This is a genomic window from Geodermatophilus sp. SYSU D00867 (assembly GCF_054050315.1).
Genome location: NZ_JBJGZC010000001.1, coordinates 125,751 through 143,107, shown reverse-complemented (window position 1 = coordinate 143,107; position 17,357 = coordinate 125,751). Strand labels below are relative to the sequence as shown.

Below are 17,357 nucleotides of genomic sequence, written 5' to 3'. Positions count from 1 at the left end.
CTGGACTCGGTTCCTTACTGGATGTTCACGTCGACCGAGGCCGGCAGGTCGATGCGCATGAGCGCGTCGACCGTCTTCGGCGTCGGGTCGAGGATGTCGATGAGCCGCTTGTGCGTGCGCATCTCGAAGTGCTCGCGCGAGTCCTTGTACTTGTGCGGCGAGCGGATGACGCAGTACACGTTCTTCTCCGTCGGCAGCGGCACCGGGCCGACGACGCGCGCACCGGTCTTGGTCACCGTGTCGACGATGCGCCGCGCAGAGGCGTCGATCGCCTCGTGGTCGTAGGCCTTCAGCCTGATGCGGATCTTCTGTCCCGCCATCGCTGTCTCTCGCTCCTGCCGATCGCTGTTCTGCTAGCTGGGGAACGCCGGGTGCGTCCGGACGTCATCCGGTCCGGCCCCAGCGGGGAGGGTGGCGGTGCACACATGCAGCACGCACACCCGGGGACGGGCGGCGGCGCAGGGGTGCGCCGCCGCCCGTCGGGTGTTACTTGAGGATCTTGGTGACGCGACCGGCGCCGACGGTGCGGCCACCCTCACGGATGGCGAACCGCAGGCCCTCCTCCATGGCGATCGGCTGGATGAGCTCGACCGTCATCTCGGTGTTGTCGCCCGGCATGACCATCTCGGTGCCGGCCGGCAGGGTCACGACGCCGGTGACGTCGGTCGTCCGGAAGTAGAACTGCGGACGGTAGTTGTTGAAGAACGGCGTGTGACGGCCACCCTCGTCCTTCGAGAGGATGTAGACCGAACCCTCGAAGTTGGTGTGCGGGGTGATCGAGCCGGGCTTCACGACGACCTGGCCGCGCTCCACGTCCTCGCGCTTGATGCCGCGCAGCAGCAGACCGACGTTGTCGCCGGCCTGGCCCTGGTCGAGCAGCTTGCGGAACATCTCGACGCCGGTGACGGTGGTCTTGGTCGACGACGGGCGGATGCCGACGATCTCGACCTCCTCCGACACCTTGACGATGCCGCGCTCCACGCGACCGGTGACGACGGTGCCGCGACCGGTGATGGTGAAGACGTCCTCGACGGGCATGAGGAACGGCTTGTCGATCTCACGCTGCGGCTCGGGGATCGCCGTGTCGACGGCGTCCATGAGCTCCATGAGCTTGTCGCCCCACTCGGCGTCGCCCTCGAGGGCCTTCAGCGCCGAGACGCGGACCACGGGGACGTCGTCGCCCGGGAACTCGTACTCGGACAGCAGCTCGCGGACCTCCAGCTCGACGAGCTCGAGGATCTCCTCGTCGTCGACCATGTCGGCCTTGTTCAGCGCCACGACGATGTAGGGGACGCCGACCTGGCGGGCCAGGAGGACGTGCTCCTTGGTCTGCGGCATCGGGCCGTCGGTCGCGGCGACCACCAGGATGGCGCCGTCCATCTGCGCCGCACCGGTGATCATGTTCTTGATGTAGTCGGCGTGCCCGGGGCAGTCGACGTGCGCGTAGTGACGGTTCTCCGTCTGGTACTCGACGTGGGCGATCGAGATCGTGATGCCGCGGGCCTTCTCCTCGGGCGCCTTGTCGATCTGGTCGAAGGCCGACGCCTCGTTGAGGTCCGGGTACTTGTCGTGCAGCACCTTGGTGATCGCCGCGGTCAGCGTGGTCTTGCCGTGGTCGATGTGCCCGATGGTGCCGATGTTGACGTGCGGCTTGGTCCGCTCGAACTTGGCCTTGGCCACTGGGTTCCTCTCCTCGTGGTCTCGCGTCGTGCGCGGGAACTCTGGGGTGGGCTTGCTGGGGGTGCCGGGCGGGGACGTACCCCGCCCGGCGGGTCACTCGCCGGTGGCCTTGGCGATGATCTCCTTGGCCACGTTCTGCGGGACCTCGGCGTACGAGTCGAACACCATGGTGTAGCTCGCCCGCCCCTGGGTGCGGCTGCGCAGGTCGCCCACGTAGCCGAACATCTCCGAGAGCGGGACCAGGGCCCGGACGACGCGGGCGCCGGAGCGCTCCTCCATCGCCTGGATCATCCCGCGCCGGGAGTTCAGGTCGCCGATGACGTCGCCCATGTAGTCCTCGGGCGTGACGACCTCGACGGCCATCATCGGCTCAAGCAGGGCCGGGCTGGCCTTGCGGGCGGCCTCCTTGAAGACCATCGAGCCGGCGATCTTGAAGGCCATCTCCGAGGAGTCGACCTCGTGGTACTGGCCGTCGACGAGGGTCGCCTTGACGCCGACCATCGGGTAGCCGGCGAGGATGCCGTACTGCATGGCGTCCTGCATGCCCTGGTCGACCGAGGGGATGTACTCCTTCGGGATGCGACCACCGGTCACGGCGTTGACGAACTCGTAGGTCGGGCCGTCGCCGCTGACCTCGAGCGGCTCGATGCTGACCTGCACCTTGGCGAACTGGCCGGACCCACCCGTCTGCTTCTTGTGGGTGTAGTCGACCTTCTCGACCGCCTTGCGGATGGTCTCGCGGTAGGCGACCTGCGGCTTGCCGACGTTGGCCTCGACGCGGAACTCGCGCCGCATGCGGTCGACCAGGATCTCCAGGTGGAGCTCGCCCATGCCGGAGATGACCGTCTGACCGGTCTCCTCGTCGAGGCGGACCTGGAAGGTCGGGTCCTCCTCGGCCAGCTTCTGGATGGCGGTGCCGAGCTTCTCCTGGTCGCCCTTGGTCTTGGGCTCGATCGCGACCGAGATGACCGGGGCCGGGAAGGTCATCGACTCGAGGATCACCGGGTTCTGCGGGTCGCAGAGGGTGTCACCCGTGGTCGTCTGCTTCAGGCCGACGACGGCGACGATCTGGCCGGCGCCCACGCCCTCGCGCTCCTCGCGCTTGTTGGCGTGCATCTGGTAGATCTTGCCGATCCGCTCCTTGCGGTCCTTGGTGCTGTTGAGCACCGGGGACCCGGAGTTGAGCCGGCCCGAGTAGACGCGGACGTAGGTCAGCTTGCCGAGGTGCTGGTCGGTCTGGATCTTGAAGGCCAGCGCCGAGAACGGCTCGTCCTCGTCGGCGTGCCGCAGGACCTCGGTCTCGCCGTCGAGGGCGGTGCCCACGATGGCCTCGATGTCCAGCGGGCTGGGCAGGTAGTCCACGACGGCGTCGAGCAGGGGCTGCACGCCCTTGTTCTTGAACGCCGTGCCGGTGAGCACCGGGTTGATCTGCGCGGCGATGGTCGCCTTGCGGATGGCGGCCTTGAGCTGGTCGACGGGGATGTCCTCGCCGCCCAGGTAGGCCTCCATGATCGCGTCGTCGGTCTCGGCGATCGTCTCGAGCAGCTTGTCGCGGTACTCGGCGGCCTGGTCGGCGAGCTCGGCGGGGATCTCCTCGATGGCGTAGTCCTCGCCCATCTTGGTCTCCCCGCGCCAGGTGAGCGCGCGCATCTGCACCAGGTCGACGACGCCGATGAAGTCGGCCTCGGCGCCGATGGGGAGCTGCAGCACGGCCGGGTTGGCGCCGAGCCGCTCGACCATCATGTCGACGCAGCGGAAGAAGTTCGCGCCGGTCCGGTCGAGCTTGTTGACGAAGCACATGCGCGGGACGCCGTACTTCTCCGCCTGCCGCCAGACCTGCTCGGTCTGCGGCTCCACGCCGGCGACACCGTCGTAGACGGCCACCGCACCGTCGAGCACGCGCAGGGACCGCTCCACCTCGACGGTGAAGTCGACGTGCCCCGGGGTGTCGATGATGTTGATGTCGTGGCCGTTCCAGGAGCACTTCGTCGCGGCGGACGTGATGGTGATGCCGCGCTCCTGCTCCTGCTCCATCCAGTCCATCGTGGCCGCGCCGTCGTGGACCTCACCGATCTTGTAGTTGATGCCGGTGTAGAAGAGGATGCGCTCGGTCGTCGTGGTCTTGCCGGCGTCGATGTGCGCCATGATCCCGATGTTGCGGGTCTTGGCGAGCTGGGCCTCGTTGCTGGCCATGTCTCACTCCTCTTTGTCTCTGGTCCGCGTGCGGTGGTCCGGGGGTGGCCCGGCGTCCCCGCCGGCGGGTGCTGGTGGACGGGTGTCACCAGCGGGGGTGCGACTACCAGCGGTAGTGCGCGAAGGCCTTGTTCGACTCGGCCATCTTGTGGGTGTCCTCGCGGCGCTTGACCGCGGCACCGAGGCCGTTGCTGGCGTCGAGCAGCTCGTTCATGAGGCGCTCGGTCATCGTCTTCTCGCGGCGCGCCCGGCTGTACTGGATCAGCCAGCGCAGGCCGAGGGTGGTGCTGCGGGAGGCGCGGACCTCGACCGGGACCTGGTAGGTCGCGCCACCGACGCGGCGGCTGCGGACCTCGAGGGCCGGCTTGACGTTGTCCAGCGCGCGCTTGAGCGTGACCACCGGGTCGGTGTCGGTCTTGGCGCGGCAGCCCTCGAGGGCGCCGTAGACGATCGACTCGGCGACCGAGCGCTTACCGTCGACGAGGACCTTGTTCACCAGCTGGGTGACCAGCGGCGACTGGTAGACCGGGTCGTTGACCAGCGGACGGCGCGGCGCGGGGCCCTTGCGCGGCATGTCAGCTCTTCTCCTTCTTCGCGCCGTACCGGCTGCGAGCCTGCTTGCGGTTGCGGACACCCTGGGTGTCGAGCGAGCCACGGATGATCTTGTAACGCACACCCGGGAGGTCCTTCACGCGGCCGCCGCGCACGAGCACCATCGAGTGCTCCTGCAGGTTGTGGCCGACGCCCGGGATGTAGGCGGTCACCTCGATGCCACTGGTGAGGCGGACGCGAGCGACCTTGCGGAGCGCCGAGTTCGGCTTCTTCGGCGTCGTGGTGTACACGCGGGTGCACACGCCTCGACGCTGAGGGGAGCCCTTCAACGCCGGGGTCTTGGTCTTCTCGACCTTGTCCTCGCGGCCCTTGCGGACCAGCTGGTTGATCGTGGGCATGGGTGGCCTGGATCTCCTACCTGCGCTGGGTCGTGCTGTGGACGGTGCTGCTGTCGTGTCGCCGGTGCCGGTCCTGCCGGGGTCGTCCGCCCGGGTCACGAGCCACTCACCGGTCCCCGCGGTCGGGCGTGTCGCCTTCCCCAGGACCGGCCGGCGGTCGAACCGGACTGGTCGCCCCCCGCGACTCGGCGCCGCCACCTCCGGACACCGTCCTCCGTGGACGGCCCACCGGGGCGGACCCGCGGCCAGGAGGCGGACCTCCGGACACCCAGGCGCACCGCGAACGGGAGCAGGCCCAGGGCACCCTGGGCACGGCTGACCACGATACCCGCGTGCTGGGAGGCGGTCAAAGCCGGGTCCCGGGAGCCGAGCGGGCAGGGTCTGCCTGCCACCCGGGCCCGTTCGACGGGGACAACGACGCGGCGCTGCCGGCCATTCCCGGCCGCCGCGGGGACCGTGCCGCACGGCCCCGGGGGAGGTCGCACCATACCGCGGCCGGGGCCGCGCGCCAGGGGACGTCGCCCGGGAGCGCGACCGCGCCTCCGTTCCCCGGTGGGCGCGCGACTGTCGGACCCTGCCCCTACCGTCGGTCCCAACGAGACCACTCACCGCTACGGAGGTCCTGGTGCTGATCGACACGGCGCGCGAGCTCAAGGCGCGGCTGTCCGCGCGCCTGGCCGAGGGCTTCCCCCCGGTCCGGGCCAGCGACCTCGGCGGCCGCGTGTGGACGCGGCCGGCCATCGGGCTGGCACCCGTCGCCCCCGGGCGGGTGCACCTCGCGATCCGCGTGGCGGCCGAGGACGACGCCCGGGTGCTGCTCACCGACCTCGACGACGTGGTGCGAGCCGAGATCGACGTCCGGGTGACCGGGCCGATAGTGCCGCTGTCCTCCCCCACCCCGGCGGAGCTGCAGCGGCGCACGCGCCCGCTGCACCCGGGACTGTCGGTGGCCCACCCGGCCGTCACGGCGGGGACGCTGGGCGGCTTCGTCCGGGTGGAGGGGCGGCTGGCGATCCTGTCCAACAACCACGTCCTCGCCGCCAGCGACGCCGGCGCGGTGGGGGACGCGGTGCTGCAGCCGGGGCCGGCCGACGGCGGCGTCCCGGCCGACCGGGTGGCCACGCTGACCGCCTTCGAGCGCTTCACCGAGGGGCGCAACAAGGTCGACGCCGCCGTCGCCGTCCTGGACGCGGGCGTCGAGGCCGAGCCCGGCCGGCTCCCCGGCGGCCCGCTGGCCGGCACCGTGGCCGACGGGCTGGAGGTGGAGCCGGACGAGGAGGTCGAGAAGGTCGGCCGCACCACCGGGCACACCCGCGGGCGGGTCACCGCGGTGGAGGTCGACGGGGTCGCCGTCCAGTACGACGACGGCGTGCACGTCTTCGACGACCAGATCGAGATCGAGGGCCTGTCGGGGCCGTTCTCCGCGGGCGGGGACAGCGGCTCGGTCATCTGGCGCAGTGCCGACCGCGTCCCGCTGGGCCTGCTGTTCGCCGGCAGCGACCAGGGCGGCAGCAACGGCGCCGGGCTGACCTTCGCCAACCCCCTGTCGACCGTGCTGGCCACCCTGGGGGCGGAGTGGGTCGCCTCCTGACCTCCTCCTGAGGTCGTCCCCCAGGTCAGGGGGATGTCGCTCCGGGCGGGAACGAGGCACCATGGGGAGGTGACCGAGCCCGCACGGCCGTCCGGGACCTCCCTCGTCCCGGGCACCCGGCGCGCGGGCGTCAGCGAGGAGACCTCGTGACCGACCGTGCCGCCGCCCGCGCCGCCAAGGGCGTCCTCGCCGACCAGCTCTCCGCCCAGCCGGGGGTCGTTGGCATCGGCCTGGCCCGGCGGGACAGCGGCTACGTCGTCAAGGTCGACGTCGCCGACGCCGACGCGGCCGGCCTGGTCCCCCGCGACGTCGACGGCGTCCGGGTCGTCACCGAGGTCGTCGGCGTCATCCGCCCGCTGCGCAGCCGCACCGCCTGAGCCCCCGGGCCCGCCCGCGCGCACCCGCTACGGTCGCCGGAGGCGCCGACGCGGGCGCCGCCGACCAGAGGAGTGCAGGTGCGCATCGGCATCCAGGCCAGTTACGCGGGGGGTTTCCAGGAGACGGCGGCGGAGATCGTCGACCTCGAGGCCGCCGGGCTCGACCTCGCGATGTGCGCGGAGGTCTACACCTTCGACGCCGTTAGCCAGCTCGGTTACCTGGCCGCCGTCACGCAGCGGGTCGAGCTGATGAGCGCGATCCTGCCGATCTACAGCCGGACGCCGGCCCTGACGGCCATGACCGCGGCCGGCCTGGACTTCGTCTCCGGTGGGCGGTTCACCCTGGGCCTGGGCGCCTCCGGCCCGCAGGTCATCGAGGGCTGGCACGGCGTCCCCTACGACGCCCCGCTGCAGCGCACCCGCGAGGTCGTGGAGATCTGCCGGCAGGTGTGGCGCCGCGAGCGGCTCGTGCACGAGGGGCCGAAGTACACGGTGCCGCTGCCGGCCGAGCAGGGCACGGGCCTCGGCAAGCCGCTGAAGCTGATCAACACCCCGGTGCGCGAGCGCATCCCGGTGATGCTCGCCGCGCTCGGCCCCAAGAACGTGGAGCTCGCCGCCGAGATCGCCGAGGTCTGGGAGCCGATCTGGTTCATGCCCGAGCGCGCCGACGACGTCTGGGGCGACTCGCTGCGCGCCGGGAAGTCCAAGCGCGACCCCGCGCTCGGGGACCTGCAGGTCATCTGCGGCGTCCCGGTGGCGATCGGTGAGGACGTCGACCACCTGCACGACCTGGTGCGGCCGCAGCTGGCCCTCTACGTCGGCGGCATGGGCGCCCGGGGGAAGAACTTCTACAACGACCTCGCCCGCCGCTACGGCTACGAGGAGGCCGCCGGGACCGTCCAGGACCTCTACCTGGACGGGAAGAAGGACGAGGCGGCCGCGGCGCTGCCCGAGGAGTTCGTCCGCAGGGTGTCGCTGATCGGGCCGGAGTCCTACGTGGCCGAGCGGGTGGCCGCCTACGCGGAGGCCGGCGTCACCACCATCGCGCTGCAGCCCCTGGACGACAGCCGTGAGGGCCGGCTGCGGACGGTGGAGACCATGCGGAAGCTGGCCGACCGCTAGGCCGGTGTTGCGTCACGTGACGCAGCCGCTCCCCTGACACGCGGAAGGGCCCCGCAGATCTCGCGATCTGCGGGGCCCTTCTCACGTGAGGTGGTGGAACGGCCTCCCTCAGGGGCCCGCCGTGAGCGTGCGAACGGTGGGGAGAGGGAGGTCCTTCGTCAGCCCCGCCAGTCGTACTCCTCGAGGCGCACGGCCTCACCGGAGCCCGACCCGAAGACGTCCGGGCTGTAGTACTGCCCGTCGTCGTACCCGGCCATCGTGTAGACGGCGGCGCGGGCCTCCTCGGTCGGCTCGACCGTGATGTTCCGGTAGCGGCTGATGCCCGTACCCGCCGGGATCAGCTTGCCGATGATCACGTTCTCCTTGAGGCCGAGGAGCGAGTCGCTCTTGCCCTGGATGGCGGCGTCGGTGAGCACCTTGGTCGTCTCCTGGAAGGAGGCGGCCGACAGCCACGACTCGGTGGCGAGCGAGGCCTTGGTGATGCCCATGAGCACCGGGCGGGCCGAGGCCGGCTCGCCGCCCTCGGCGACGACGCGGCGGTTCTCGGTCTCGAACAGCGTCCGCTCGACCAGCGCGCCGGGGAGGAACTCCGTGGCGCCCGAGTCGATGATGGTCACCCGCTTCAGCATCTGGCGGATGATCACCTCGATGTGCTTGTCGTGGATCGACACGCCCTGGCTGCGGTAGACCTCCTGGACCTCGCGGACCAGGTGCAGCTGCACCTCGCGCGGGCCCATGATCCGCAGCACCTCGTGCGGGTCCACCGCACCCTCGGTGAGCTGCTCGCCGACCTCGACGTGGGCGCCGTCCTCGACCCGCAGCCGCGACCGGCGCGACAGCTTGTCGTAGACGACCTCGTCGGAGCCGTCGTCCGGGGTGATGGTCAGCTTGCGGAACTGCTCGCCGTCCTCGATCCGGACGGAGCCGGCCAGCTCGGCGATCGGGGCCTTGCCCTTGGGGACGCGGGCCTCGAAGAGCTCCACGACACGCGGCAGACCGTGGGTGATGTCCTCACCCGCGACACCACCGGTGTGGAAGGTGCGCATCGTCAGCTGGGTGCCGGGCTCACCGATCGACTGGGCGGCGATGATGCCGACCGCCTCGCCGACGTCGACGAGCTTGCCGGTGGCCAGCGACCGGCCGTAGCAGGTCGCGCAGGTGCCCAGCAGGGACTCGCAGGTCAGGACGCAGCGGACCTTGACCTCGGCGACGCCGGCGTCGACCAGCTGGCCGATCAGCACGTCACCCAGGTCCTGGCCGGCCTGCGCGATCAGCGTGCCGTCCTCGGCCACCACGTCGGCGGCCAGGGAGCGGGCGTAGACGCTGGTCTCGACGTGCGCGTCCCGGGTCAGGACACCGTCGACGACGGTCGCGATCGGCATGACCACGCCGCGCTCGGTGCCGCAGTCCTCCTCGCGGATGATGACGTCCTGCGAGACGTCGACCAGCCGGCGGGTGAGGTAGCCGGAGTCCGCGGTCCGCAGCGCGGTGTCGGCCAGACCCTTGCGCGCACCGTGCGTGGAGATGAAGTACTCCAGCACGGACAGACCCTCCCGGAAGTTGGCCTTGATCGGCCGCGGGATGATCTCGCCCTTCGGGTTGGCCACCAGGCCGCGCATGCCGGCGATCTGGCTGATCTGCATCATGTTGCCTCGGGCACCCGAGTTGACCATGACCCAGACCGGGTTGGTGGTCGGGAAGTTGTCCACCATCGCCTGGGAGACCTCGGCCCGCGCGCGGGTCCAGATCTCGATCAGCTCGCCGCGGCGCTCGGCGTCGGTGATGACACCGCGCTCGTACTGCCGCTCGATGCCCCGCGCCTCGGCCTCGTGCCGGTCGAGGATCTCCTGCTTGGCCGGCGGGGTGACGACGTCGTCGATGGCGATCGTGACGCCCGAGCGGGTCGCCCAGCGGAAGCCGGCCGACTTGAGGGCGTCCAGCGTCGCCGCGACCTGCACCTTGGGGTAGCGCTCGGCGAGGTCGTTGACGATCGCCCCGAGCTCCTTCTTCGGCACCTGGTAGTTGACGAAGCGGTAGTCCTCGGGCAGGGCCTCGTTGAACAGCACGCGGCCCAGGCTGGTCTCGACCAGCGCCGGGGCACCCGGGGTCCAGTCGGCGGGCTGCTCCCACGCGGGGTTGACCTTGCCGTTGTCGACGCCGAACACCTCGTCGAGGCGGATCAGCGCCCGCTCCTGCAGGCCCAGGGCGCCCTTGTCGAACGCCATGATCGCCTCGGCGGTCGACCCGAAGGCCGCCGGCCGGCCACCGTCGGCCTCGTGCCGGCTCGGCACCAGGGTGGTCAGGTGGTACAGGCCCAGCACCATGTCCTGGGTCGGCGCGGTGATCGGGCGACCGTCGGCCGGGCTCAGGATGTTGTTGCTGGACAGCATGAGGATGCGGGCCTCGGCCTGCGCCTCCGCCGACAGCGGCAGGTGGACCGCCATCTGGTCACCGTCGAAGTCGGCGTTGAAGGCCGTGCAGACCAGCGGGTGGATCTGGATGGCCTTGCCCTCGACCAGCTGCGGCTCGAAGGCCTGGATGCCCAGGCGGTGCAGCGTCGGCGCCCGGTTCAGCAGCACCGGGTGCTCGGTGATGACCTCCTCGAGCACGTCCCACACGACGGGACGGGCGCGCTCGACCATGCGCTTGGCGGACTTGATGTTCTGCGCGTGGTTGAGGTCGACCAGCCGCTTCATGACGAAGGGCTTGAACAGCTCCAGCGCCATCTGCTTGGGCAGGCCGCACTGGTGCAGCTTCAGCTGCGGGCCGACGACGATGACCGACCGGCCGGAGTAGTCGACGCGCTTGCCGAGCAGGTTCTGGCGGAACCGGCCCTGCTTGCCCTTGAGCAGGTCGCTCAGGGACTTCAGCGGGCGGTTGCCCGGGCCGGTGACCGGACGGCCGCGGCGGCCGTTGTCGAACAGCGCGTCCACGGACTCCTGGAGCATCCGCTTCTCGTTGTTCACGATGATCTCGGGCGCACCGAGGTCGAGCAGCCGCTTGAGCCGGTTGTTCCGGTTGATGACCCGGCGGTACAGGTCGTTCATGTCGCTGGTGGCGAAGCGGCCACCGTCGAGCTGCACCATCGGGCGCAGGTCCGGCGGGATGACCGGGACGCAGTCCAGCACCATGCCCATGGGCGAGTTGCGGGTCTGCTGGAACGCCGCGACGACCTTCAGCCGCTTGAGGGCCCGCAGCTTGCGCTGGCCCTTGCCGTTGCGGATGGTCTCGCGCAGCGAGGCGGCCTCGGCGTCGAGGTCGAAGTCGGCCAGCAGCTTCTGCAGGGCAGCGGCACCCATGCCGCCCTCGAAGTACTCGCCGAACCGGTCGCGCAGCTCCCGGTACAGGCCCTCGTCGGCGATGAGCTGCTTGACCTCGAGCTTGCGGAAGGTGTCGAGCACCTCCTCGAGGCGGTCGATCTCCCGCTGGGCGCGGTCGCGCAGCTGGCGCATCTCGCGCTCGCCGCCCTCGCGCACCTTGCGGCGGACGTCGGACTTGGCGCCCTCCGCCTCGAGCTCGGCCAGGTCGGCCTCGAGCTTCTGCTGGCGGGCCTCGACGTCGGCGTCGCGCCGGCTCTCGAGGTTGTGCTTCTCCGCGCTGATCTCGGCCTCGATGGTCGGGAGGTCGCGGTGGCGCGCCTCGTCGTCGACCGAGGTGATCAGGTAGGCGGCGAAGTAGATGATCTTCTCGAGGTCCTTGGGCGCCAGGTCGAGCAGGTAGCCCAGGCGCGAGGGGACGCCCTTGAAGAACCAGATGTGGGTGACCGGCGCGGCCAGCTCGATGTGCCCCATCCGCTCGCGGCGGACCTTGGCCCGGGTCACCTCGACGCCGCAGCGTTCACAGATGATGCCCTTGAAGCGGACGCGCTTGTACTTGCCGCAGTAGCACTCCCAGTCCCGCGTGGGACCGAAGATCTTCTCGCAGAAGAGACCGTCCTTCTCCGGGCGCAGCGTCCGGTAGTTGATGGTCTCGGGCTTCTTCACCTCACCGTGCGACCACTGGCGGATGTCGTCGCCGGTGGCCAGACCGATGCGGAGCTCGTCGAAGAAGTTGACGTCGAGCACTGAGTGGACCCCTTTCCCGGGGCTCGTTACTGCACTTCTAGTCGTTGGCTGGGGACGCCGGCCGGCCCGTCACGAGGAGGGCCGGCCGGCGGCCGATCACACGTCCTCGACGCTGGAGGGCTCGCGGCGGGACAGGTCGATGCCCAGCTCCTCCGCGGCCCGGAACACCTCGTCGTCGGTGTCGCGCAGCTCGATCGCCTGCCCGTCGCCGGAGAGGACCTCGACGTTGAGGCAGAGCGACTGCAGCTCCTTGAGCAACACCTTGAACGACTCGGGGATGCCCGGCTCGGGGATGTTCTCGCCCTTGACGATGGCCTCGTAGACCTTGACGCGGCCCAGGATGTCGTCGGACTTGATGGTCAGCAGCTCCTGCAGCGCGTAGGCCGCGCCGTAGGCCTGCATCGCCCAGCACTCCATCTCACCGAAGCGCTGGCCACCGAACTGCGCCTTACCACCCAGCGGCTGCTGCGTGATCATCGAGTAGGGGCCGGTCGACCGGGCGTGGATCTTGTCGTCGACCAGGTGCAGCAGCTTCAGGATGTAGACGTAGCCCACCGAGATGGCCTCGGGGAAGGGCTCGCCGGAGCGGCCGTCGAACAGCCGCGCCTTGCCGGTCTCCTGCACCATCCGGTTGCCGTCGCGGTTGGGGATCGTCGAGCCCAGCAGGCCGATGATCTCCTCCTCGCGGGCGCCGTCGAACACCGGCGTCGCGGTCCGGGTGCCCGGCTCCGCCTGGCGCGCCTGCTCGGGCAGGTTGGCCGCCCACTCGGGCGTGCCCTCGACCTGCCAGCCGGACTTGGCGATCCACCCGAGGTGGGTCTCCAGGACCTGGCCGACGTTCATCCGGCCCGGGACGCCGAGCGGGTTGAGGACGATGTCCACCGGGGTGCCGTCCTCGAGGAACGGCATGTCCTCCTGCGGCAGGATCTTCGCGATGACGCCCTTGTTGCCGTGGCGCCCGGCGAGCTTGTCGCCGTCGGAGATCTTGCGCATCTGGGCGACGTAGACCCGGATCAGCTCGTTGACGCCGGCGGGCAGCTCGTCGCCGTCCTCGCGCGAGAACACGCGGACGCCGATGACCTTGCCGGACTCACCGTGCTTGACCTTCAGCGACGTGTCGCGGACCTCGCGGGCCTTCTCACCGAAGATCGCCCGGAGCAGCCGCTCCTCGGGGGTCAGCTCGGTCTCGCCCTTGGGCGTGACCTTGCCGACGAGGATGTCGCCGGGGACGACCTCGGCACCGATGCGGATGATGCCGCGCTCGTCGAGGTCGGCGAGGACCTCCTCGGAGACGTTCGGGATGTCCCGGGTGATCTCCTCGGCACCGAGCTTGGTGTCGCGGGCGTCGACCTCGAACTCCTCGATGTGGATCGAGGACAGGACGTCGTCCTGCACGAGGCGCTGCGACAGGATGATCGCGTCCTCGTAGTTGTGGCCCTCCCACGGCATGAAGGCGACGAGCAGGTTCTTGCCCAGCGCCATCTCGCCCTGGTCGGTGCACGGCCCGTCGGCGATGACCTGGCCGACCTCGACCCGCTGACCCTCCTCGACGATCGGGGTCTGGTTGATCGAGGTGCCCTGGTTCGAGCGGCGGAACTTCAGCAGCCGGTAGGTCTGCCGGGTGCCGTCGTCGGCCATGACGGTGACGTAGTCGGCGGTCGAGTCCTCGACCACACCGGCCTTCTCGGCCACCACGACGTCGCCGGCGTCGACGGCGGCCCGCAGCTCCATGCCGGTGCCGACCAGCGGCGCCTCGCTGCGCAGCAGCGGGACGGCCTGGCGCTGCATGTTGGCGCCCATGAGCGCGCGGTTGGCGTCGTCGTGCTCGAGGAACGGGATCATCGCCGTCGCGACCGAGGTCATCTGCCGCGGCGAGACGTCCATGTAGTCGACCTGCTCGGGCGACAGGTAGTCGACCTCACCGCCCTTGGTGCGGACCAGGACGCGGTCCTCGGCGAACCGGCCCTGGGCGTCCAGCGGCGAGTTGGCCTGGGCGACGACGAAGCGGTCCTCCTCGTCGGCGGTCAGGTAGTCGATCTGGTCGGTGACGACGCCGCTCTCGACCCGCCGGTAGGGGGTCTCGATGAAGCCGAAGGCGTTGACCCGGCCGTAGGCCGACAGCGAGCCGATCAGGCCGATGTTCGGGCCCTCAGGGGTCTCGATCGGGCACATCCGGCCGTAGTGGCTCGGGTGCACGTCGCGGACCTCCATGCCGGCCCGCTCACGCGACAGACCACCCGGGCCCAGCGCCGACAGGCGGCGCTTGTGGGTCAGGCCCGCGAGCGGGTTGGTCTGGTCCATGAACTGCGAGAGCTGGCTGGTGCCGAAGAACTCCTTGATGGAGGCGACGACCGGCCGGATGTTGATCAGGGTCTGCGGCGTGATCGCCTCGACGTCCTGGGTCGTCATCCGCTCGCGGACGACGCGCTCCATGCGGGAGAGGCCGACCCGGATCTGGTTCTGGATCAGCTCGCCGACGGTGCGCAGGCGGCGGTTGCCGAAGTGGTCGATGTCGTCGACGCCGTGGTCGGGCTCGCCGGCGTGCAGCCGCACGACGTACTCGATGGTGGCGACGATGTCGTCCTCGGTCAGCGTCAGGGTGCCCTGCGGGACCTCGACGCCGAGCTTCTTGTTCACCTTGTAGCGGCCGACCTTCGCCAGGTCGTAGCGCTTCGGGTTGAAGAAGAGGTTCTCCAGCAGCGCCTGGGCGCTCTCCCGCGTCGGCGGCTCGCCCGGCCGCAGCTTGCGGTAGATGTCGAGCAGGGCCTCGTCCTGCCCGGCGATGTGGTCCTTCTCCAGGGTGGCGAGGACGGTCGGCGACCACTGGAAGTGCTCGCGGATGCGGTCCTCGGTCCAGCCCAGCGCCTTGAGCAGCACGGTGACCGGCTGGCGGCGCTTGCGGTCGATGCGGACGCCGACGGTGTCGCGCTTGTCGACGTCGAACTCCAGCCACGCACCACGGCTGGGGATGACCTTGGCGCTGAAGACGTCCTTGTCGGAGGTCTTGTCCAGGGTCTTGTCGAAGTAGACGCCGGGGCTGCGCACGAGCTGCGAGACGACAACGCGCTCGGTCCCGTTGATGACGAACGTGCCCTTGTTCGTCATGATCGGGAAGTCGCCCATGAACACCGTCTGGCTCTTGATCTCGCCGGTGGTGTTGTTCATGAACTCGGCGGTGACGAACAGCGGCGCCGCGTAGGTCATGTCCTTGTCCTTGCACTCCTCGAGGGACGCCTTGACGTCCTCGAAGCGCGGGTTGGAGAAGGACAGCGACATCGAGCCGCTGAAGTCCTCGATCGGGGAGATCTCCTCGAGGATCTCGGCCAGGCCGCCGACGGCGGTCGCCTGCTCCTCGGGCGAGAGGGTGGCGCGCCACTCGGGGCTGCCGACCAGCCAGTCGAAGGACGCGGTCTGCAGGGCGAGCAGATCCGGCACCTCGAGGGGCTCGGAGATCTTCGCGAACGAGACGCGCAGCGGCGCGCCGGGGATCTTCTGCTGGTCGGCCTCTCCGGTGCGGGGGCCGGCCTGGGGAGTCTGGTTCTGCTGGCCGAAGCCGCCGGACTCGGTCGTGCTGGGGGAGATGCTGGTGGGGCGAGAGCCTGCCAAGATGCGTCCTTCCAAGGACCTCACGACGTGCGGGCGGTGGGTGCGGGTTCGTCCTGGGTCGTCGTCGGTGATGGCGGGGCTGTCCGCGGCGTCCGGCCCGCTGGGGAACGGGGTGTCGCCCAGGTGCCGGGAGGGGATCCCGGGCAGCCCAGGTGACCCGTCTCGGCGGGCAGGCAGTCAGGGGGCAGCGCAACAGAGAACCCTACCCCTGCTCGCGCACGCTGTCCACGTCGGGGTGGGGGGCGAGCCCCGCCACACTCCGGGAAGGACGGCGTCCGGCAGACCGGGCGGCGTTCCGCGCGGCCATGATGCCAGTCCGGGGGCCCCGCTGTCTCCGCCACGCCGCGCGGAGCGCGAGCCGGCCCGGCCCGCGGCCCCCGGATCAGCCGGTCGTGAGCAGGGTCAGGTCGCTGATCCTCCAGTCGCCGTCGACCCTCGCCAGCTGCACCTGGACGGTCTGGGTGCACGACTGCGCCCCCTCGGGGGTGACCGTGCACTCCGACCCCTCGGGGGCGGGCTGGGTCCCGCTGTTCACCGACTCGACGACGTACTGGCCGAAGACGACGACGGTCGCGCTGTCCTGGTCGTCGGAGACCTGCTGCAGGCCGACGTCGAGCACCTCGTACCGCGTGGTGGCCGACACCTGCTCGTAGGTGTCGACGATCCCGCCCTGGGACAGGTCCTGCTCGTACTGGTCCCGCAGGTCGCCGGTCAGGACGTCGAGCTTGCGCTGCACGCTGCCCTCGGAGTCCCGGTAGTCGTAGGCGTAGAGGGCCTGCACGTCCTCGCGCGCCGCGGCGAACACCGACGGCGAGACGTGCGCGGGGTCCAGCCGCTGCCAGGCCAGGAGGCCGACGAGACCGGCGGCGAGCACGCACAGCACCGTGAGGACCGCCACCAGCGGCAGCCGGCGAGGACGCCGCGACGACGGCTCGGGGACCGTGCGGGTCCGGGCCGGGCGCTCGGCGCGGGCGCGGCGGGCGCCGTGCCGGGCGGGCGCCTCGGCCGGCACCTCGGTGACGGATGCCTCCGGCGCCTGGGCGCGGGCCTCCTCCCGGTCCCGGCGGCTGCCGGCCACCCGGGGGCGCGGGGACGGGCGGGGCCGGTCCGCGCGCGGGCGCGGCGTGGGGCGGGGGCGCTCCCCCGGGGTCTCGCTCACGCCGGTCACCTCCCCGAGATCCCGGACAGCAGCCAGCGGCCGTCCTCGCGCACGAGCTCCACCTGGATGCGGTAGCGCAGCACCTGGGCCTGCGGGCTGGCGGTGCTCTGCTGCGTCGACCGGATGACCAGCAGCACGGTGCCGGAGTCCTCGTCGGCGCTGACCACGCCCGCGCCGACGACCTCGGTCTGCACGACCGCCTGGGCGTCGACCAGCTCCTGCCGGCGGTCCTGCAGCTGGGCCAGGGACTCGTCGCGCAGGTCGCCGGTGGCGACGCGGCGTACCTGCTCGATGTCGTCGTCGATGGTGACCGCGTCGAAGGAGGTCAGGTCGACGATCCCCGAGCGGGCCGCCTGCAGCACCTGCACGTAGCTGTCGGTGCGCACCGGTGACTCGTCCTCGCGGGTCAGCCACAGCCACCCGGCCGCGGCGAGCAGCAGCACGAGCAGCGCCGCGAGCACGGGCACCAGCGGGACCGACAGCCGGCGGCGGGCGCGCGGCGCGTCGTCGGCGGCGGAGGAGTCGGCGGAGGGGTCGGCGGGGACCTCGTCGGGGGTCGTCGCGGTGTCCTGCCCGGCGCGCGTCACCGCGTCCTCCTCTCGTCCCGTGTCGTGT

12 protein-coding genes are annotated in these 17,357 nt (G+C 70.8%); 3 read left to right on the top strand and 9 right to left on the bottom strand.

Annotation, left to right across the window (positions count from 1 at the left end; all coding sequences use genetic code 11):
- Window positions 1–14: 14 nt before the first annotated feature.
- The 5 genes from rpsJ to rpsL form a co-directional block, all read right to left on the bottom strand.
- Entirely contained in the window at window positions 15–320 is a 306-nt protein-coding gene (gene rpsJ / locus ACI8AK_RS00720; RefSeq protein WP_014742859.1) for a 30S ribosomal protein S10, read from the bottom strand.
- Window positions 321–486: 166 nt separating this feature from the next.
- On the bottom strand, window positions 487–1,680 hold the full coding sequence (gene tuf / locus ACI8AK_RS00715) for an elongation factor Tu (RefSeq protein ID WP_387987755.1): 1,194 nt from the start codon (window positions 1,678–1,680) through the stop codon (window positions 487–489).
- A 93-nt stretch (window positions 1,681–1,773) separates the two neighbouring features.
- Window positions 1,774–3,873 carry an elongation factor G gene (gene fusA, locus ACI8AK_RS00710; RefSeq protein WP_387987757.1) on the bottom strand — a complete coding sequence of 700 codons (2,100 nt, stop codon included), beginning with the start codon at window positions 3,871–3,873 and terminating at the stop codon, window positions 1,774–1,776.
- 103 nt (window positions 3,874–3,976) lie between these two features.
- Complete coding sequence (gene rpsG, locus ACI8AK_RS00705) at window positions 3,977–4,447, bottom strand: 30S ribosomal protein S7 (protein WP_075013303.1); 471 nt, start codon at window positions 4,445–4,447, stop codon at window positions 3,977–3,979.
- A 1-nt stretch (window position 4,448) separates the two neighbouring features.
- Window positions 4,449–4,823 (bottom strand): 30S ribosomal protein S12, encoded by a 375-nt coding sequence (rpsL, locus tag ACI8AK_RS00700; RefSeq protein ID WP_012950487.1) that lies wholly within the window; start codon window positions 4,821–4,823, stop codon window positions 4,449–4,451.
- A 625-nt stretch (window positions 4,824–5,448) separates the two neighbouring features.
- Here rpsL and ACI8AK_RS00695 point away from each other — a divergent pair.
- The 3 genes from ACI8AK_RS00695 to ACI8AK_RS00685 all read left to right on the top strand — a co-directional run bounded on the left by ACI8AK_RS00695 (window position 5,449) and on the right by ACI8AK_RS00685 (window position 7,913).
- Entirely contained in the window at window positions 5,449–6,414 is a 966-nt protein-coding gene (locus ACI8AK_RS00695; RefSeq protein WP_456954858.1) for a hypothetical protein, read from the top strand.
- Between the two features lie 146 nt (window positions 6,415–6,560).
- Window positions 6,561–6,791, top strand: a complete 231-nt coding sequence (locus ACI8AK_RS00690; protein WP_387987762.1) for a hypothetical protein — start codon at window positions 6,561–6,563, stop codon at window positions 6,789–6,791.
- Between the two features lie 78 nt (window positions 6,792–6,869).
- A complete protein-coding gene (locus ACI8AK_RS00685) occupies window positions 6,870–7,913 on the top strand; it encodes an LLM class F420-dependent oxidoreductase (RefSeq protein WP_456954857.1) in 1,044 nt (347 codons plus the stop codon).
- A gap of 158 nt (window positions 7,914–8,071) precedes the next feature.
- On the opposite strand, the gene ACI8AK_RS00680 is transcribed toward ACI8AK_RS00685, so the two are convergent.
- The 4 genes from ACI8AK_RS00680 to ACI8AK_RS00665 all read right to left on the bottom strand — a co-directional run bounded on the left by ACI8AK_RS00680 (window position 8,072) and on the right by ACI8AK_RS00665 (window position 17,329).
- Window positions 8,072–11,977 (bottom strand): DNA-directed RNA polymerase subunit beta', encoded by a 3,906-nt coding sequence (locus ACI8AK_RS00680; RefSeq protein WP_387987766.1) that lies wholly within the window; start codon window positions 11,975–11,977, stop codon window positions 8,072–8,074.
- Window positions 11,978–12,073: 96 nt separating this feature from the next.
- The gene (gene rpoB, locus ACI8AK_RS00675) at window positions 12,074–15,583 is read right to left on the bottom strand and encodes a DNA-directed RNA polymerase subunit beta (RefSeq protein ID WP_456901394.1); all 3,510 of its coding nucleotides are present in this window, start codon (window positions 15,581–15,583) and stop codon (window positions 12,074–12,076) included.
- Window positions 15,584–15,965: 382 nt separating this feature from the next.
- Window positions 15,966–16,742, bottom strand: coding sequence for a hypothetical protein (locus ACI8AK_RS00670; protein ID WP_387987768.1), 777 nt, complete (start codon window positions 16,740–16,742; stop codon window positions 15,966–15,968).
- A 5-nt stretch (window positions 16,743–16,747) separates the two neighbouring features.
- Complete coding sequence (locus ACI8AK_RS00665) at window positions 16,748–17,329, bottom strand: hypothetical protein (RefSeq protein WP_387987770.1); 582 nt, start codon at window positions 17,327–17,329, stop codon at window positions 16,748–16,750.
- Window positions 17,330–17,357: the final 28 nt, after the last annotated feature.

Bases quoted from the DNA above. Each gene is read 5' to 3' on its own strand.
- rpsG (WP_075013303.1), bottom strand. From the start codon at position 4,447: ATGCCGCGCAAGGGCCCCGCGCCGCGCCGTCCGCTGGTCAACGACCCG.
- rpsJ (WP_014742859.1), bottom strand. From the start codon at position 320: ATGGCGGGACAGAAGATCCGCATCAGGCTGAAGGCCTACGACCACGAG.
- rpsL (WP_012950487.1), bottom strand. From the start codon at position 4,823: ATGCCCACGATCAACCAGCTGGTCCGCAAGGGCCGCGAGGACAAGGTC.
- fusA (WP_387987757.1), bottom strand. From the start codon at position 3,873: ATGGCCAGCAACGAGGCCCAGCTCGCCAAGACCCGCAACATCGGGATC.